Origin of the sequence: Nitratifractor salsuginis DSM 16511 (assembly GCF_000186245.1) — a bacterium.
Taxonomy (GTDB): domain Bacteria; phylum Campylobacterota; class Campylobacteria; order Campylobacterales; family Sulfurovaceae; genus Nitratifractor; species Nitratifractor salsuginis.
Window position 1 is genome coordinate 1,280,554 of record NC_014935.1, and the last position, 17,125, is coordinate 1,297,678.

A 17,125-nucleotide genomic window follows, 5' to 3' on the forward strand; every position below is an offset into this window, starting at 1 on the left:
CTCAGCCTTCCTTGCCCTCTTCTCGGCCCTCTCTGTTGAGCCGGTCCACCAGGCGGATACTCTCCAGGGCATTCTGGAGAATCTGTTTGGTAGAGCTGAGCGGCTTCATACGGAGGTTCGTATTTTTCTTGTCCAGGCTCTGATCCTGAAGAATCTCCATCACTTCCTTTTCCAGTTCCGCAAAAATCTCATTGAACTTCTCTTCTATAAACTCAATCTGCATATCGCCCTACCCTTCTATCCAAAATCCAAAATCTTCCATCTTCAATCTTCCATCAAAAACTATTTTCCCTTGGGTCGGAACGCCTTGATCACCTCTTCATTGACCTCCATATAGCCCGCCCCGATTAGATCGAGGCAATAGGGGACCGCGGGGAAAACCGCGTCGAGGCACTCCCGGATCGACTTGGGTTTGCCCGGAAGGTTGATAATAAGGGTGCTGCAGCAGATCCCCGCCGTCTGACGGGAGAGGATCGCCGTGGGGACATACTGCAGGCTCACCGCCCGCATCTGCTCCCCGAAGCCCGGCAGGATCTTGTCGCAGACCGTCAGTGTGGCATCCACCGTCACATCCCTGGGCGCCGGGCCCGTCCCGCCGGTGGTGACGACCAGGTCGCACTTTTTGTCCCGGGAGAGGTCCAAAAGCGCCTCCTCGATGATGTGCTTCTCATCGGGGACACAGCGGTAGTAAAACTCGATCTCGTTTTTGAGATACTCTTTCATCGTCTCCATAATCGCCTTGCCCGATTCATCCTCGTAGATCCCCTGGCTGGCCCGGTCACTGGTGGTGACGACTCCGATATTGATCTTATCCATACTTCGTATCCTTGACGTTTTTGTTTTATTATACCCGCAAGAGGAGCCGATCGAGCAAACGGGTGTTCAAAAGACGCTTGGCGATGCCCAGCATCCAGGTGGCCTTGGTGATGTAGTAGCGGGGGGCGGGACGATCGCTCAATACAATCTGATGGACCACCGAAGCCACCGCCTCCGGGGGCAGATTGAAAGGCACTTTCCGGCTTTCGCCCCGCAGTGCCTTGTAATACGTGCTGCGCCAGCGTGATTTGTCGATATCAATCTTAGAGAGAGTTTTAATGGCATTCTCACGGAATCGGCTGGTGACGGGGCCGGTGTTGAGCAGGCTGACATAGATGCCGCTACCGTGCAGTTCCAGGCGCAGGGTGTCGGTGAGCCCCTCGACGGCATATTTGCTGGCGTTGTACGCCCCGCGAAAGGGCAGAGCCACGAGACCCAGTACCGAAGAGTGCTGGATGATCTTGCCCCGGCCCTGCTTCCGCATTACCTGCAAAATCTGCCGGGTACACTCGTGCAAGCCGATGACGTTGGTCTCGAACTGCTCCCTGAGCGCCTCGAGGGGCAAATCCTCCACCGCGCCCATCTGACCGTAACCCGCGTTGTTGAACCAGACATCGATCCGCCCTTCTCGTTTGAGCACTTCCCGGATCACCGCCGCGATCTCTTCAGGCTTGCGCACATCCAGACGCATCGCCCCCTCAAACCCCGCCTCCTCGAGTTCCCGCACCTCCTCATCGGTCCGCGCCGTAGGATAGACCGTGCAAAACCGCTCCCGCAGATACTCCGCCGTCACCCGCCCGATCCCGCTGGAACAACCGGTGATCACCACGACGGGTTGATCTTTCTTTTGTACTTGTTTCACTGTTTCATCACTCATTTTTGTCACCTCATTTAAGTAGTCGCAAGTCGCAAGCACGGGGCTTCGCCCCTCACGTCGCAAGATTTGAGTCGTGTTACGTGCTAAGTGTTACAATAAAAATCATCGATCTTTTTCTATTACCTAGTTGTCAGGTTTCACCACGTTGTTGAAGCCAGAGCAGTGTGTCGGCTTTGAACATCTCAGGAGATTTCCTGAATAGATCAGATTCCAGATTATACCAGTAGCGCAATGCTTCAAAAGGTGTTTTGACTTTCAATTCCTTTCTGAGTCCTCCGTGGCGTCTGGTAAAGAGATAGTAAAGAAGGAACTTATCCAAATCCATTATCATCTGCTTTAGAGTCCCCCATCGGGGATCCGTAAACCCCACGCCTTTAGGCGGCCGGGATATGGTATGCTTGAAAGATGCAAGAGTATAGAAATGGTGGGCATACAGTATGGGACTGTAAATACCATCTCGTGTGGACGACAAAATACCGTTATCCCGTCTTAAAAGGGGATGTGGGGTACCGATGCCGAGATTTGTTACGTGAGATTGCGATGAGTCGGGAGATGGTGATTTATGCAGGATCCATCAATCGGGATCATGTACATTTGTTGATAGGGATACCGCCAAATATGTCCGTATCAAAGGCAGTGCAATATTTGAAAGGGAAGAGTTCGCATAAATTGATGAGTGAATTTCGGATGCTGAAGAAGCGGTATTGGGGGCAGCATTTGTGGGCGAGAGGATACTGGGTTGCAACGAGTGGAAATGTGACCGATGAAGTCTGGATGGAATATATCAAGAACCAACAACCACCAGAGCTTGATGATGAGTTCCGAGTTGTCTGATCAACCGACGGCCTTCAGGCTGAATGACCGGCTTTCAGCCGTAATCTGAAGCCACCGGCTATTAGCCGGTGGAGACATTCACATTTTCATAGTTCTGTACTTTGATGGTTCGCTCTTTAATCAGACCATTGGCTCGTTCGACCATTCCGTTGGTTTGTGGAGTGAAGGGTTCCGTGAGACGATGGGTGATCTTTAACGCTTTGCAGAGCTTGTCGAAGCGATGGTTTCCGGTCGGTTCCTTTCGTCCCTGACTGAATCGGTCGGTAAATTCCATTCCATTATCGGTCAGGATATGAGTGATCGTAAAGGGAAAGAAACGTCGGCACTCTTCGAGGAAATCCATTGCACTACCGGCACTTCGGCATCGGTAGACCTTGTAGTACATCAAGCGTGTCGCACGATCGATGGCTACAAAGAGATAGTATTTGACTCCATCGATCTTTGGCAGATAGGTCACATCCATATGGACAAAGCCCGGAGCATACTCTTTGAACTTCTTTGCCTTGGCCCGATTCTCTTCGGGAACACGGCTGATCTTCAGTGCCTTGAGTGTTCGGTACACGGCAGAACGACTGATACCGGGAAGCACACTGCTCAGGATCTCTACCAGATCATCCAAAGGCATCCAGGTACAGGTTCGCACGATGCGTACAATTTCCCGCTCCAGGTCATTTAGCGCATAATGAATCGTATGGGGCCTACTACTACGATCTTGTGTCTCTTGACGGTTCCGCCATTTACTGATTGTCTGAACACTGACACCGAAACGTCGGGCCAACTCTTGATTGCTTGCCTTGGATTTCTGTATACTTTGGCGTATATGCGAGTTGGTCCTCGCATTGCAATGATAGTGCTGTTTCATCTCTCCTTTGCCTTATTCTGAGATGTCTCAGCCTATCACTCCTCTCTTGAATTTCAAATTGAACCCAAGCTCACACCTTCCATCAACAACGTGGTGAAACTGGAGACCTAGTTACTAGTTCATCGGTTGCTCATTACTCGGTTACTCATTACTCGGTTATCAAAACGTGTCCCGCCTCCCGAAAATGATAGGTCGCCGTCGCCAAAGGGGTAAAAAACTCCAAGGCCCCCTTGGCATCGATGATCCGGTCCCGCTCGCCGATAAAGACTTCCACAATGGTGCCCCGTTGCATAATTCTTTTCAATTTCTCCTCTTCCCAACGATAGCGCAGAAGCTCCTCGAGCTCCTCCTCGCTTCCTCCGTGGAGATAAGGGCTCAGATCGATTTTGGCCGGGTAGGCGACATTCTCCAGGAAGCGGCGGCGATAGAGCTCCGGGTCCCGGTGAAAGGCTTCGAGCTGCATCTTGACAAAACGCTTCGGGCGTGTCTGGAAAAAAGCGGGGGAAAAGAGAAGGAGACGGTCGAGCCGTCCCCGATGGTTCAGGGCGAACTCCAAAGCCTTGATCGCCCCATAGCTGAATCCCGCGACGGCATAGTCGCTTTCGATCAGCCAGGGAGCGAAGAGCCGCTCTTCTCCCCGGAGAGCGAAGCCGCTAAAATAGATCACGCAGGATCCTCCTCGCCTCTTCCTCCCCGATATTCTCGTGCTCCAGCAACCAGGCTTCGATCGTTTTGCGGACCTCTTCGAGCTTCTCTAGCATCAGGCGGACTTCACGGTAGAGCTCCGTAAGCAGGCGCTCCGCCTCCTCCTCCCCGGCGACGAGGCGTTCTCCGCTGCCAAATTCCCTCACCAGGCGCCGTACTTCCGAGATCGCCAGGGCGCGGTCCTCGGCGCCGTTGCTGTACTGCTCCTTGAAGATCATCTCCACGGCGGCCGAGCCCGCCAAAAGCACTTTGATCCGTGCCAGCATTTCGCTGCGGGAGATGATTTCCCGGTCCGCCTCGCGCATCCGGGTCGTCACGATCCCGATCCGCTCGTAAGGGACATCGAGCCAGGTGGCCACCAGGGCTTTGCCCGACTGGTACACCGCCTGGATCCGGCGCTCCTCATCGCTGAAGCTGAGGATCTTGCGCTTGCCGGAGATCACCGTCTCCCTTACCGCGTCGAAATCCTCCTGATCGATCACCTTTTTCCCCCGGCGCAGGGCGTGCAGAGCCGCTTCGTTGACCAGGGTCGAGAGGGCCGCGGCGCTGAATCCCACCGTGGAGCGGGCCAGAGCCTCCAGATCGACATTGTGGGCTTTGCGCTTCAGATAGAGCTCCAGGATCGCGCGCCGGTCCTGCTGATCGGGCAGGGAGAGATGGACCCGGCGGTCGAAACGCCCGGGGCGCAGCAGCGCGGGATCGAGCATCTCCATACGGTTGGTCGCCGCCAGGACCACCACGCCGCTGTCGCTCTCGAAGCCGTCCATCTCAGTGAGCAGTTGATTCAACGTCGCTTCCCGCTCTTCGTTGCGCAGACTGCCCCGGCTCCGGCCCACCGCATCGATCTCGTCGATGAAAATGATGGCGGGCGCCGCTTTTTTGGCCGCCTGGAAGAGCTCGTGGACCCGGCGGGGGCCCATCCCCACATAGATCTCAACGATATTGGCCCCGCTCTGGTAAAAGAAGGGAACCTTGGCTTCGCCGGCGACCGCCTTGGCCATCAGGGTCTTGCCCACGCCGGGAGGCCCTGCCAGGAGGACCCCTTTGGGGAGGCGAATGTCGAATTTTTTGTAACGGGCGGGATGGCGGAGAAAATCGATGATCTCCCGCAGGTCCTCTTTGACCTCCTCGGAGCCGGCCACGTCGTCGAAACGGACCTTGGATCGCGTCGGCTTGAGCGGCTCCTCCGAAGGAGCGGAAGTATACGTCTCTTTCGAGCCTTGCCTCAGCGTCGACTCCAACCGGTCTCGGCGGGAGAGGTAGTAGATCACCACCGCCAGACCGACCAGCATCAGCAGCAGGAGGATCAACCCCAGATTGATCAGATTCCACTTTTGGCGGATCTCGATGGGAAATTCACGGCCCAGCTTTTTCAAATCGACCGCATCCACCGGCACACGATAAAGCATCCGTGATGTCCGCACATAGAGGTAGGGATCTTCCCGGACTACGCGGGTGATGAGCTTTTTTTGCGCCAGGATGTCGAGCTGATCGGCGGTAATGAGGCGGGAAGAGTCCCGCAGGATCAGAAAAAGCCCCAGGATCAGCAGCACCAGGACCAAAGCGGCGATGATTCTGACGTTTTTAGAGCGTAAATCGGGCATGGTTCTCCCTCTCTCCGGCTTCCACCTCGGCCAGGTAGACCCAGGTGTTGTTCAAATCTTCGGAGCTCTCGATGAGCACTTTGTTGTAATATTGATCGAAGCCCTGATAGAGGCCGTCCTGCCGCTGCGTCTCGACGAGGACCGTCAAACCTTCGTTGTGGCTGCGCCGGAAGCGGAGGTTCTTCTGTCTGATCGCCTCGGTGAGCTCACGGTGCCGCGCCTTGGCCACATCGCCCCGGGGACGGGGAAGCTCCAGAGACGTGGAGGCGGTCCCCTCTCTGGGAGAGTAGGTAAAGGCATGGATGTGGGTCAGGGGCAGCACGTCGATCCGCTCCATCGCTTCACGCCACTCCGCCTCCCCTTCTCCCGGATGTCCCACGATAAAATCGGTCCCCAGGGCATACCCTTTCGCGGCGAGGGTTTCGAAGAGCTTCAGATCCTCGGGGTAACGGTTGCGCCGGTTCATCAGCTCCAGCATCCGATCGGAAGTGTGCTGCAGGGCGATATGAAGATGCCGTGCCATCCAGGGTTCAGCAAGCAGCTCCATAAACTCCGCGTCGATCTGGATCGGCTCCAAAGATCCGATCCGGATCCGCCGCACCCCCCGGATCTGACTCATCCGTTTGAGCAGTTTCGCCAGGGAAGTGCCCCGGTCCCGGCCGTAGCTGCCGACATTGGTCCCGGTGAGGATGAATTCCCCGAAGCCGTTGGCCGCCAGGCGCCGCACCTGCTCGAGGATCTGCTCCTCGTCGTGGCTGCGGGCATTGCCCCGCACGAAGGGGATGATGCAGTAGCTACAGCGGAAATTGCACCCCTCCTGAATCTTGATAAAGGCCCGGCTCTTGCCCACGAATTCGCTCACGACCGTCGAATCGACATGCTCCAGGTCCCCGATCTCGTAGAAGCCCTCCGGGCGGTGGAGGATCTCGTTGATCCGCTCCTTCTCCGAATGGCCCATCACCCCGTGGACCTTTCCCTGTTTGAGAAGCTCTTCTCCTTTGGAGTGGGCGCCGCACCCCGCCAGGACCACCCGAACCTCGGGATGACGCCGCCGCAGAGCGTTGATGTAGCCCCGCACCGTGGCGTCGGCGCCGTTGGTGACGGTGCAGGAGTTGACCACCACCACATCCGCTTCGCTCTCTTCCAGACAGAGTTCGAAATCCTTCAGGCGGCTCATCATCACCTGGGTATCGAACTGATTGGTCCGGCAGCCGAAGGTTTTGAAATAGACCTTTTGGCGGCTCATAGCGGCTCCTCCCGGGAAGCCCCTGTGGCCGGGGCCTTGGGCTCCGGCTCTTCACTGCGGACGGCGTGGGGAATGGGATGCTGCATATAGATGGCTTGGGTGGGATAGGCCAGAGCGATCTCCTTCTCTTCGCGGATGCGCTGGAGGATTTCGCTGCTGATCGTGCTGCGCAGCGTCAGGGTGGCGAAGGCGTTGGTCAGGTACCAGACGCTGACCCGGATCCCGTACTCCTCCATAAAGGTGAAGACCCGCGGCTCGACGTTGGTGTTTTTCAAGTGATATGAGCTTCGGAGCTTATTGAGCTGCTTGCGGGTGATGTCGGTATAGCCTTTGGAATACTTTTTGGCGATCTCTTTGGCGATGGAGGCTGCCTTGGCCCCGTCGGAATCGAAGGTGATGGTGAAATCGATCCCGTCCCAGACCGTCTTGAGCCCGGCGTGGGAGTAGTTGGCGATCATATCGGTGAAGATGTAATTGTTGGGCACGAAGATGATCCGCCCCGCCCGCCGGTTGTGCATATAGGTCGTCAGGGTGATATCCTCCTGGATCGTCATGCGCAGCAGGGAGATATCCACCACATCCCCTACATACTCGGTGCCGTTGCGCACCACTTTGATCCGGTCGCCGACGTGGATGCTTCCTCCCAGGACGATGACGAACCATCCCATCATCGACATGAACCAATCTTTCATCGCGATGGCGATTCCCGCCGAGGCGAATCCCAGGATCGTCACCAGGTAGTTGACATTTTCGATGTAGGCGAAGAGGAGGACCAGAAGAATCACCGTGATGAAGAGAAGGTTGGAGACTTTGTTGACGGTATAGAAACTCTCCTTGTCCGCCATATATTTTCGGATCAGCCGCTTGAAAATCAGAAAGAGGAGGAAGAGGAAGAGGATGATCCCTCCGATGGTGGCTGCCTTTTCGGCTTCCCTTCGGATTTCGCCGTTGACCTTGAGGCGGATCTCTTCGATCTTTTTGTTGTAGACTTCCCGGGTGGTCTTGAAGATCTCATAGGTAGGTTGGAGGGTGTCGAGCGCTTCGCTGACCTCTTTGAGACGCCGGGTGATCTCCGGGTCCTTCGGACGGTATTTGAGCATTTCACGAAGGATCTTTCGCTCCCGGTTCAGACGATTGATGGTCGCTTCAAGGCTTTTGAAATTCTCTTCGTAGAGTTGCCGGTCACTCTGGAGCTTTTTGAGGTAACTGATGGCAGAAATGATCCCGAAAGGGTTGCCGATGACGGGAACGTCACCCGTCTCCGGGGGCTCCAGGAGTTTTTTGAAGGGATCGTGCTGGAATTCGCTAAGGAGTTGGAGTTTTCCTACATTGGTCTGACGCTCCAGGATCTCTTTTTCCAGCTCTTTCTGCTCCTCGGGGGTCAGAGTCGGCTTGTGTTTTAGACGAAAGATCTCCCGGATGAGCTGATCCTGACGCTTTCTCAGCGCCTCGTATGTCTTGTAGCTGCTGTAGATCTTAGTCCAAACATTCCCTTCACTCCCCTGAGCCGTCAGAGTGCGAAGCTGCATTCCGAGACGATTGAGCCGGTCCTGGGCCGCCGGGCTCACCGACCGGGCCGGGGAGCTTGCCTGAACCTTCTGAGATGTCGCAGATGTGCGATTGCTTTCCGCCTGAGTGCTGACATTGTCCTCGGCCTGCAGCAGCGAGAGGGTGAGCAGCAGAGCGATCCAGAGTCTCTTCATAACTCAAGACTCCCTGAAACGTTCCAGGGCTTTGAGGACCTGGGCTTTGGGAATATCGTCCCGCATGACATAGCTTCCGATCGACCCGCCGGGAAGAATGAATTTGATCCGGTTGTTGCGGCTCTTTTTGTCCAGGAAAAAGTGCTCGTAGAAGGCTTCGGGATTCTCGACCCGGTAGCGGGTGGGCAAGCCCCATTTCTCCAGCAGTACGCGGATCCGCTCCGCCTCTTCGCGGCTGAGCTGGCCCAGATCCACGGCCAGTTCGTTGGCCATCACCATCCCGATGGCGACCGCTTCTCCATGCAGGTAGCGGGCGTAGCCGGTCTCATTCTCGATGACATGGCCGAAGGTATGGCCGTAGTTGAGCACGGCGCGTACTCCCGCCTCTTTCTCGTCACGGTTGACCACATCGGCTTTGAGAGAGACGGATCGGGCGATCATCTCCACGGCGGTCTCGGGCGCTTTGAGGTCGCTCTTTTCGAGAAAGTCGAAGAAATCCCGATCGAACATCACCGCCATCTTGACCACTTCAGCGATCCCGGCGGCGTACTCCCGCTCCGGCAGTGTCTCGAGAAAGGCGGGGTCAATGTAGACCGCTTCGGGCTGATAGAAGGCGCCGACGAGGTTCTTGCCCCAGCGGTTGTTAACCCCCGTCTTGCCCCCGACACTGGCATCGACTTGGCTGAGCAGCGTGGTGGGCATCTGCACGAAGCCGATCCCCCGCTGATAGAGGCTGGAGGCGAAACCGGTCATATCCCCGATCACCCCGCCCCCCAGGGCGATGAGCAGGGAACTGCGGTCGTAGCGCGCCTCGAAAAGCCGATCGAGGATGCTCAGCACCGTCTCCATCGTCTTGAACTCTTCGCCGTCGGGCAACTCGATCACTTCGATCTGCGGAGCTTCGAGCCGCTCCATCACTCTGGCTAAATGCAGCGGGGCCACCGTGGTGTTAGTTACGATGGCCACTTTGCGATCGTAGTGCAGTTTCGGCAGCGTGTCGATGGTGATGTCGTAGCGTTTGAACTCGGGTTGACGGATCTCAATAGGGACGATCATACGGGCGCTCTTTTGGGTCAAATTTGAATTATTTTAGCGGAAAATCGTTTAACCCATCTCTACGGGCACGAGAAGCTTAGGGTGTTCGAGCCCTTCGAGAAGATAGTGCTCCACATCCGTGGAGAGAAAGGGGAGTCGCCAACGCCGTTTCAGGCGCCGCACGAAGGGGGTGATCTGAAGCGCTCCTTCCATTTTGGCCAGGGCACGCACGGGGTTGACCTGCTGCTCTTCGATCTTCACCGGGTAGTGGAAAATATGGGAGAGGTTTTCGAAATGCTCTTCGATCGCCTTGCCTCTTTCGAAGTCCCCTTCCGGATCGAAATTGCAAAGGCAGAGTTCGAGCTCCAGGGTCTCGGCGACATAGAAACTCGTCGATGAGATCGCTTCCATCTCCTCCTGTTTCCCCATCAGGATCACGGCGCGTTTGAGCTCGGGCAGCGGTGTCCTGCCGAAAAGGTAAACCAGCTTTTTCAGATCGTGAACCTGTTCGAAGAGATCTTCCCGCTTGATCGAAGCCGTCGAAAGGAAGATCAGGCCGATGTCGAAACGCTGGATATCCCCGGTCAGCACTTCGGAGATATTCTCTGCCGTATAGTCGATCCGAAGATCGACCCGCTCGGAGGCTTTGGCTTTGATCTGACGGATCAGCTCGAAATCCCCGGGATTGACCACCCGGACGATCAATTCCCGCTCTTTGAGCTTCTCCACAAGATAGAGGGCCTGGTCCAAATAACCCAACGCTTCATTTTTGTCACGCGAAAGGTCCAGGAAGAGATAGAGGTGCCGGCCGAAGGGCTCGGGGAACATTCCGGTGCGTTGTTGGATGCGCTGATAGAGGTTGCTCAGGACCTGGGGACGCCCCACCAGGAGGAGAATATCCTGGGGACGGATCATCGTGGCGTTGTTGGGGAGGATCAGTTTGCCGTCACGATAGAGGGCGGCGATACGCCATTTGATCTGCTGGATCGAACCGACATGCCGATAGGCGAAGGAGCTGCCAAAGGGGACGAGCACTTCCATGATCTCCCCCTCCCCCAGGCCCACGTTGCGGGCGATGACCGGGACACCGGGAAGATGGTTGTAGAGCTGATTGGCGAGGAGCTCATTGCTGTTGATGACCTGGGTGTTGTTCTGTTTGAGCTTGCCGAAGGCGTTCCACTGATCGAGCAGAAGCACCCGGATACGCTCGTCGATCCGGCGGATGTTTTTGAGGGATTCTCCCGCCTCTTCGAGGGTATCGAGGAGGATGAAGACCATCGTGAAATCTTGCCGATTGAAGAGTTGGCGGAGTTTGCTGTAGCTGGTGGGATCGAAGGAGAGCCGTTCCATAGGGATCTGGGCTTTGGCGGGGAAGGCAAATTCTCCCGGGGTGACGACGGTATAGGCGGTATCGGGGATGCGTTTGCTGTTGACGATCCGGACGAACTCTTCGGCCACCAAGCCCTGGGCCAGAATAAGGATATGCTTCATTCCACTCTTTTTACGTTAAAATCCGACAATACTCCGCCCCACAGGGGCGCTTAGAAAGGGAGCATTATAACACAATGCAATTCCGTATAGACGCGCAGGACGGGGCCGCCAGAGCCGCGACGATCCAGACAGCCCATTCGGTGATCCAGACACCGGTTTTTATGCCCGTAGGCACCGTGGGAGCGGTCAAAGCCCTGGATGCTTTGGACCTGCAAAACCATCTCAGCCCCCAGATCATTCTGGGCAACACCTATCACCTCTATCTCCGGCCCGGCGACGAGATCGTCAAAGCGATGGGGGGATTGCACGGCTTCACCCGCTTCCCCAAAAGCTTCCTGACCGACAGCGGAGGGTTTCAAGCCTTCAGCCTCAGCGACAATGTCAAGATCGAAGAGGACGGCATCACCTTCCGCAGCCACATCGACGGCTCGAAACACCACTTCACCCCGCAGAAAGTCCTGGATATCCAGTACAACCTGGGTAGTGACATTATGATGATCCTCGACGACCTGGTCGCCCTCCCCGCCACCCGGGAGCGCATCCGGGAGAGCATCGAGCGGACGACCCGCTGGGCACAGCGCTCCATCGACTACCACCGCCGGAAACAGATGGAGGGCATCGGTGTCGATCAAAACATCTTCGCCATCATCCAAGGGGGCACCGACAAAGAGTTCCGCAAGATCTCTGCAACGGAGCTCTGCGCCCTGGACTTCGACGGTTTCGCCATCGGGGGGCTCAGCGTCGGTGAAGCCAACCGGGAGATGTACGATACCGTCGAGTGGACGACGCCTTTTATGCCCACGGACAAGCCCCGCTACCTGATGGGCGTGGGCACGCCGGAGGATCTGGTGGAGAATGTGGAACGTGGTGTGGATATGTTCGACTGCGTCATGCCCACCCGCAACGCCCGCAACGGGACCCTCTTCACCAGCTTCGGCAAGGTCACCATCAAAGCCGCCCGCTACGCCACCGACGAAGAGCCCATCGACCCGGAGTGCGGCTGTATCGTCTGCCGCACCTACTCCCGGGCTTATCTGCGCCACCTCTTCCGGGCCAAAGAGCTCACCTACTTCCGCCTGGCGACGATCCACAATCTCTATTACTATCTCGACCTGATGCGTCAGATGCGCGAAGCGATCCTGGAGGGGAAATTCGCGGAATTCAAACGGAAGTTTTACCGAAAACGCGACAACGGTTGAGCGATAGAGGCTTTATGGAAAGGACGCTAAAAAATTCGCCAAAATTGCTGGCCCTCCACAAACCCAAGGGCTATGTGGTCACCCGCTCTGACGAATTGGGCCGAAAAACGGTCTATGACCTATTGCCCGATTGGGCGTTCGAAAATGGGTGGATGCCTGTGGGCCGCCTGGATATGGACTCCAAGGGGCTCTTGCTCTTCACCACCGACGGAAAGATCGGCGATGCCCTCACCCGGCCCGGAAATTGCAAAAAGGTCTATGAGATCTGGGTGAGAGGCTATGTGACCGATGAACACATCGCGGCAGCCAAAAAGGGTGTGGAAAGCAAACAGGGCTTGCTCAAAGCACTCTCCGTTGAGAAGCTTGGTACCGGCGGCGCAAAGACCAAACTCCGAGTCGTCATCGACGAAGGAAAGAACCGCCACATCCGCCGCCTCTTCGGAGCGTTGAAAGATCCCAAATTTTCAACGCCATTAAAGGTCCTCGATCTCAAACGCGTCCGCATCGGAACTTTCGATCTCGATATCGAAAGCGGTCAGTGGCGTTTTCTTACTAAGGAAGAAGAGAAGAGGCTGCTGGATGGTTTGATCTGATTCTGGAAACCTGCGATATCAAGAGGCCGAGAGCGGTGCAATTGAATTGAAAATCGGGGGAATATTTATGTTACCAAACCCACTTTTTGATCTTGGCCATACACACACTCCTTTTTTGATCCGATTAAGTTCTCTAATTGTATTACAATTTGAGCTGATTATGGAGAGGTTCTGGAGCTTGTGATTGGGGTCTGATCGATTATTTCATGTCTTTCAACCTTCTATACACACTCTTCATCATCATTCCTTTAACAAGTTCACCAAAATCCTTATCTTCAAGAATCTTCTCAAATATATCCTGATTTTGATCCATTCGTTCTATGAGTTTATCTGTAAACATATCATTAAAGGCATATTTGAATGTATCCAGTTTATTGACCTTAGCCTGTTTTTGCAATGTCTCATCGGCAACGAGATCTTCTTCTATCTGTTCAAAGAAAAGTCGATCGGCTTCTTCAAATTCTGTACCAAAGCGCTCATTGAGAATCTTGATAATCTCCGAAAGTGCCTCTTTCTCATCTTTTTCTCTGTGGAGTCCTGCTTCACTAATTCCCTGTAAGACACCCTCTTCGCCCTTTTGTAACTCCAGACGACCCTCCTTAATCTTTTCGAGACGATAATACTCCAGTGCCAATTCATCTTCAAATTGCAAACTCTCACCCAACTCTTTTTTTGGAAGTTTTTTCAGCAGGAGTTTGGCATAGGCGTAAAATTTCTCAAACTCCGCATCCCAAAAAGGCATAACCTGTGAAAAATAACTATAAAGTTTTGTCCAAGTTCTCAGAGATTTTTTGAAACTATCCTGCTGTTCCTCATCCAAAACATTAAATCTATCTACTGCGGGATCGATCAGTGCATAGAGTTTTGATTGCATTCTGGCATTATGCTGATAAGCGGGGTCGAAATAGATATGTGCCAGTGCCTCTACTTCTGAAGGCCAATATACCTGAAAAGCATCCAACGTATTTTTGAGATCATACAGGTGGTTAGGGTCGTTGTCTTCTTCGATCGACGTGACTTCATAGTAATCTTGAAACGATTTGAGAATTGTCTCTCGATCATTGATGAAGTCAAGTACAAAGGTATCCTCTTTACCGGGTGCTATACGGTTGAGCCGTGAGAGGGTTTGTACCGCTTTGACTCCCGAGAGCTTTTTATCGATATACATTGTATGTAGCAGTGGCTGGTCGAAACCAGTCTGGTATTTATCGGCCACGATCAAGATACGGTACTCATCTTTTTTGAAAACTTCGGGGAGTTCTTTTTCACCATACCCTGTCAGTTGAGGTTCAGAAACACCATCAGGGTATGTCAAATCTTCAGGATCGATAATCTTGCCGGAAAAAGCCACAAGCACTTTTAGCTCTTGTTCGTACCCTTTTTCTTCGATATATGCTTCAAAAGCTTCAAAATAGCGTTTGGCGTGAAGCCGTGAAGAGGTAACGACCATCGCCTTGGCTTTACCGCCGATCTTGTGAGCGACAACACTACGAAAATGTTCGATTATCACTTCTGTTTTTTGCGCGATATTATGGGGGTGCAGATCGATGAACGACCGTATCGCTTTAGCCGCCTTTTTTTTGTTGACTTTTGGATCCTCTTCGATCGCTTTTGTAATCTTGACAAAACGCTCATAAGTCGTGTAGTTTTGCAATACATCGAGGATGAATCCCTCTTCGATCGCCTGTCTCATCGAGTAGAGATGTGTCGGCCTTGGTTTGCCATCATCCCCTGTCTCTCCGAAAATCGATAGCGTCTTCTCCTTGGGTGTGGCAGTGAATGCAAAAAAGGAGAGGTTGGACTGTTTTCCTCGGGCTTTTGCAGATTTTGCCACCATGTCGTTGATACGATCTTCATCATCATATTCATCCTCTTTCGTCACTTCATCAAGTACAGGCATCCCGAGGACTTCCTTCATCTTTTTACTCGCTTCTCCCCCCTGGGAGCTGTGAGCCTCGTCGATCAAAACGGCATAGTTTCGCCCCGGTATGTCACCGACTTTTTCAAGTATATAGGGGAATTTCTGAAGTGTCGTGATGATGATGGGGATACCTCTCGATATCGATTCGGCTAGCTGAGTGCTGTCTTTGTCGATCTTTCGCACGACGCCTGTTTTGTGTTCAAACTGATAGATGGTATCTTGTAGTTGTTTATCCAGTACCCGTCTGTCGGTGATGACGATCACCGAGTCAAAGACACGTTCATCCTGTTCGTCATGTAGGCTGGAGAGGCGGTAGGCCAGCCAGGCGATGGTATTGCTCTTTCCCGATCCGGCAGAGTGCTGTATGAGATAGTTCTGCCCGGCTCCCTCCTTACGTGCACGGTTACGCAGGAGTCGTACAGCATCGAGTTGATGGTACCTCGGGAAGATCATCTTCTCCTTGGTATAGATGCGTCCCTCAACAGTGATCTCCTCTTTTTGCAGGTGGATAAACCTGCCAATGATCTCCAGCAGGCTATCGCGCTGTAATATCTCTTTCCAGAAATACTCCGTTTTGTATCCGTCATCGTTTGGTGGATTTCCGGCTCCGTTGTTGTAGCCTTTGTTAAAAGGGAGCCAGAAGGTTTTGTTGCCTTCGATTTTGGTGCTCATATAGACCTCTTCGTCATCGAGAGCAAAATGCACCAATGCCCGCTTTTTGAAAGCAAACAGCAACTCTTTGGGGTCACGGGTGTTTCGGTACTGCCTTTTGGCATCGTCCGTACTCTGCCCGGTAAAATGGTTTTTGAGTTCTATGGTCAATACCGGTATGCCGTTGAGAACGATAACCAGATCGATCGACTTTTTGTCTTTGCGGCTGAAGTAGACCTGTCTTGCAACGGCAAGTCTGTTTTGTTCATACAGGGCGATCGTCTCGGGATTAAGTCGGCTTTCCGGCGCGAAATAGGCCATACGAAATTTGACGCCATAGTCGGTAAAACCGTTGCGCAGGACATCGAGACTGCCTCGCAAGTCAAGCTCTTTGTAGAGGCGCGCCAAGACACGTTTCTCGACATCCTCTCCGTGAATGGCAGAGATCTTCTCCCAGCGTTTAGGCTGTGTCTCACGCAAAAAGGCGATCACCTCCTCTTTGAACATTCCGATCTCAGCGCTATAGTCACTTCCTTCTATCTGCCGGTATCCACCATCTTTGCAGAGTGCATCTACGATAGCACACTCAAAGGTATTTTCAGTCGTTAAATTGTTCATCATCTACACCATTATTTTCTTCCAAAAATTTTCGGTATAACATCTCTTCAAAAATTTGTTTGAGCATAGACTGTTCCCTTATAGAAACGCCTTCTTTTAACTTCAAGTTATCACCGATGTAACATTTCTCTATAAAAGTCATATCAAAACTATTTACCGATGAAGGTAATTCACTTAATTTTTGAGGTATTGTTTCATTGAGCACTATTCCAGTGTCTGGATCAATGTATCTTACATGAGGGTTATTTTTATATGTAACATCTTTTCCTAAAAATGTTTTTTTACCATCGATAGATGGCCAAACTACTCCAAAAAATTCAGTTTCTCCAGGTGGATATATTTTGGCGAACTGTATTGCACCATCAATATAGTCATATTCTTCTTTCCTAATCATTTCAACAAGCACCTTCAGCGGTTCCATGTCAAATTCTCTTGAAAATTCTCTACCCAAGTTTCTTATTTCAGTTTTCAAAAGATCTTCTGCTACTTCAATTTCATCACCAATAAAAGCAAAAAGCTTTGTGTCCTGTGTGATCTCATCATGTCCAACAGCGTGCAGATCGTGCTTATATTCAAGTTTCCACAACCTAAACCTATTTTGTTTCCATGACCATCCACCAAACAAAAACTCAAAATTGCCAACAGCATCATCAAATGATTGTGTTCCATAACTTGTAATAGAATTAGACAAATCTGTAAAAAGGTTACTTAAATACTCAAGGATCTCTTCTATATCTGTACTTGGGCTTGATAAATGTTTGTCAAATTTTATAGAAGAAATTAAATTGAGAATGAGTGTGTATGTACGTTTCGTATCACCAGCAAAGCTTATCAAACAATCTTTTCTAGGCAATTCAAATAATTTAACACCATAATGCCATCTTTCTCCTGCAGACAGGCAGCTGTCTGTAGCAAAAATCATTTCCTGATTACCATTTTCTTCTCTAAGCCACGCAACGCACAACGACAT

General features: G+C 52.8%; 15 protein-coding genes and 1 pseudogene. 3 read left to right on the plus strand and 13 right to left on the minus strand.

Annotated elements, in window-relative coordinates; genetic code table 11:
• Position 1: 1 nt before the first annotated feature.
• The 4 genes and pseudogenes from NITSA_RS06480 to NITSA_RS06495 all read right to left on the minus strand — a co-directional run.
• On the minus strand, positions 2–223 hold the full coding sequence (locus NITSA_RS06480; protein ID WP_013554223.1) for a hypothetical protein: 222 nt from the start codon (positions 221–223) through the stop codon (positions 2–4).
• 59 nt (positions 224–282) lie between these two features.
• Complete coding sequence (gene mog, locus NITSA_RS06485; RefSeq protein ID WP_013554224.1) at positions 283–816, minus strand: molybdopterin adenylyltransferase; 534 nt, start codon at positions 814–816, stop codon at positions 283–285.
• Between the two features lie 28 nt (positions 817–844).
• Complete coding sequence (locus tag NITSA_RS06490) at positions 845–1,693, minus strand: SDR family NAD(P)-dependent oxidoreductase (protein WP_013554225.1); 849 nt, start codon at positions 1,691–1,693, stop codon at positions 845–847.
• Between the two features lie 130 nt (positions 1,694–1,823).
• Positions 1,824–2,033, minus strand: a pseudogene (locus NITSA_RS06495) (DDE-type integrase/transposase/recombinase); the annotation flags it as partial.
• Between the two features lie 65 nt (positions 2,034–2,098).
• Here NITSA_RS06495 and tnpA point away from each other — a divergent pair.
• Positions 2,099–2,527, plus strand: a complete 429-nt coding sequence (gene tnpA, locus NITSA_RS06500; protein ID WP_013553795.1) for an IS200/IS605 family transposase — start codon at positions 2,099–2,101, stop codon at positions 2,525–2,527.
• 61 nt (positions 2,528–2,588) lie between these two features.
• Here tnpA and NITSA_RS06505 read toward each other — a convergent pair whose 3' ends face one another.
• The 7 genes from NITSA_RS06505 to NITSA_RS06535 all read right to left on the minus strand — a co-directional run bounded on the left by NITSA_RS06505 (position 2,589) and on the right by NITSA_RS06535 (position 11,173).
• Positions 2,589–3,389, minus strand: a complete 801-nt coding sequence (locus NITSA_RS06505; RefSeq protein WP_013554226.1) for a DDE-type integrase/transposase/recombinase — start codon at positions 3,387–3,389, stop codon at positions 2,589–2,591.
• Between the two features lie 148 nt (positions 3,390–3,537).
• A complete protein-coding gene (gene bioV, locus NITSA_RS06510) occupies positions 3,538–4,056 on the minus strand; it encodes a pimelyl-ACP methyl ester esterase BioV (protein WP_013554227.1) in 519 nt (172 codons plus the stop codon).
• A complete protein-coding gene (locus NITSA_RS06515) occupies positions 4,043–5,698 on the minus strand; it encodes an AAA family ATPase (protein ID WP_013554228.1) in 1,656 nt (551 codons plus the stop codon). Before NITSA_RS06515 ends, bioV begins: the two co-directional genes overlap by 14 nt.
• Complete coding sequence (mtaB, locus tag NITSA_RS06520; RefSeq protein WP_013554229.1) at positions 5,679–6,944, minus strand: tRNA (N(6)-L-threonylcarbamoyladenosine(37)-C(2))-methylthiotransferase MtaB; 1,266 nt, start codon at positions 6,942–6,944, stop codon at positions 5,679–5,681. Before mtaB ends, NITSA_RS06515 begins: the two co-directional genes overlap by 20 nt.
• A complete protein-coding gene (locus NITSA_RS06525) occupies positions 6,941–8,647 on the minus strand; it encodes a mechanosensitive ion channel family protein (protein ID WP_013554230.1) in 1,707 nt (568 codons plus the stop codon). The genes mtaB and NITSA_RS06525 overlap by 4 nt, the downstream gene beginning before the upstream one ends.
• Positions 8,648–8,650: 3 nt before the next feature.
• Positions 8,651–9,703, minus strand: a complete 1,053-nt coding sequence (gene aroB / locus NITSA_RS06530; RefSeq protein ID WP_013554231.1) for a 3-dehydroquinate synthase — start codon at positions 9,701–9,703, stop codon at positions 8,651–8,653.
• 48 nt (positions 9,704–9,751) lie between these two features.
• Positions 9,752–11,173, minus strand: a complete 1,422-nt coding sequence (locus NITSA_RS06535; protein WP_013554232.1) for a COG3400 family protein — start codon at positions 11,171–11,173, stop codon at positions 9,752–9,754.
• A 74-nt stretch (positions 11,174–11,247) separates the two neighbouring features.
• Here NITSA_RS06535 and tgt point away from each other — a divergent pair, with 74 nt between their 5' ends.
• Both tgt and NITSA_RS06545 read left to right on the plus strand, forming a co-directional pair.
• Complete coding sequence (tgt, locus tag NITSA_RS06540) at positions 11,248–12,372, plus strand: tRNA guanosine(34) transglycosylase Tgt (RefSeq protein ID WP_013554233.1); 1,125 nt, start codon at positions 11,248–11,250, stop codon at positions 12,370–12,372.
• Between the two features lie 14 nt (positions 12,373–12,386).
• The gene (locus NITSA_RS06545) at positions 12,387–12,965 is read left to right on the plus strand and encodes a pseudouridine synthase (protein WP_013554234.1); all 579 of its coding nucleotides are present in this window, start codon (positions 12,387–12,389) and stop codon (positions 12,963–12,965) included.
• A 199-nt stretch (positions 12,966–13,164) separates the two neighbouring features.
• Here NITSA_RS06545 and NITSA_RS06550 read toward each other — a convergent pair whose 3' ends face one another.
• Together NITSA_RS06550 and NITSA_RS06555 are read right to left on the minus strand one after the other, a co-directional pair.
• Positions 13,165–16,158, minus strand: a complete 2,994-nt coding sequence (locus tag NITSA_RS06550; RefSeq protein ID WP_148224952.1) for a type I restriction endonuclease subunit R — start codon at positions 16,156–16,158, stop codon at positions 13,165–13,167.
• Positions 16,136–17,125 carry a hypothetical protein gene (locus tag NITSA_RS06555; protein WP_013554236.1) on the minus strand — a complete coding sequence of 330 codons (990 nt, stop codon included), beginning with the start codon at positions 17,123–17,125 and terminating at the stop codon, positions 16,136–16,138. The genes NITSA_RS06550 and NITSA_RS06555 overlap by 23 nt, the downstream gene beginning before the upstream one ends.

Bases quoted from the DNA above. Each gene is read 5' to 3' on its own strand.
- NITSA_RS06480 (WP_013554223.1), bottom strand. From the start codon at position 223: ATGCAGATTGAGTTTATAGAAGAGAAGTTCAATGAGATTTTTGCGGAA.
- mog (WP_013554224.1), bottom strand. From the start codon at position 816: ATGGATAAGATCAATATCGGAGTCGTCACCACCAGTGACCGGGCCAGC.
- NITSA_RS06490 (WP_013554225.1), bottom strand. From the start codon at position 1,693: ATGAGTGATGAAACAGTGAAACAAGTACAAAAGAAAGATCAACCCGTC.
- tnpA (WP_013553795.1), top strand. From the start codon at position 2,099: ATGCAAGAGTATAGAAATGGTGGGCATACAGTATGGGACTGTAAATAC.
- NITSA_RS06505 (WP_013554226.1), bottom strand. From the start codon at position 3,389: ATGAAACAGCACTATCATTGCAATGCGAGGACCAACTCGCATATACGC.
- NITSA_RS06515 (WP_013554228.1), bottom strand. From the start codon at position 5,698: ATGCCCGATTTACGCTCTAAAAACGTCAGAATCATCGCCGCTTTGGTC.
- mtaB (WP_013554229.1), bottom strand. From the start codon at position 6,944: ATGAGCCGCCAAAAGGTCTATTTCAAAACCTTCGGCTGCCGGACCAAT.
- NITSA_RS06525 (WP_013554230.1), bottom strand. From the start codon at position 8,647: ATGAAGAGACTCTGGATCGCTCTGCTGCTCACCCTCTCGCTGCTGCAG.
- aroB (WP_013554231.1), bottom strand. From the start codon at position 9,703: ATGATCGTCCCTATTGAGATCCGTCAACCCGAGTTCAAACGCTACGAC.
- NITSA_RS06535 (WP_013554232.1), bottom strand. From the start codon at position 11,173: ATGAAGCATATCCTTATTCTGGCCCAGGGCTTGGTGGCCGAAGAGTTC.
- tgt (WP_013554233.1), top strand. From the start codon at position 11,248: ATGCAATTCCGTATAGACGCGCAGGACGGGGCCGCCAGAGCCGCGACG.
- NITSA_RS06545 (WP_013554234.1), top strand. From the start codon at position 12,387: ATGGAAAGGACGCTAAAAAATTCGCCAAAATTGCTGGCCCTCCACAAA.
- NITSA_RS06550 (WP_148224952.1), bottom strand. From the start codon at position 16,158: ATGATGAACAATTTAACGACTGAAAATACCTTTGAGTGTGCTATCGTA.
- NITSA_RS06555 (WP_013554236.1), bottom strand. From the start codon at position 17,125: ATGTCGTTGTGCGTTGCGTGGCTTAGAGAAGAAAATGGTAATCAGGAA.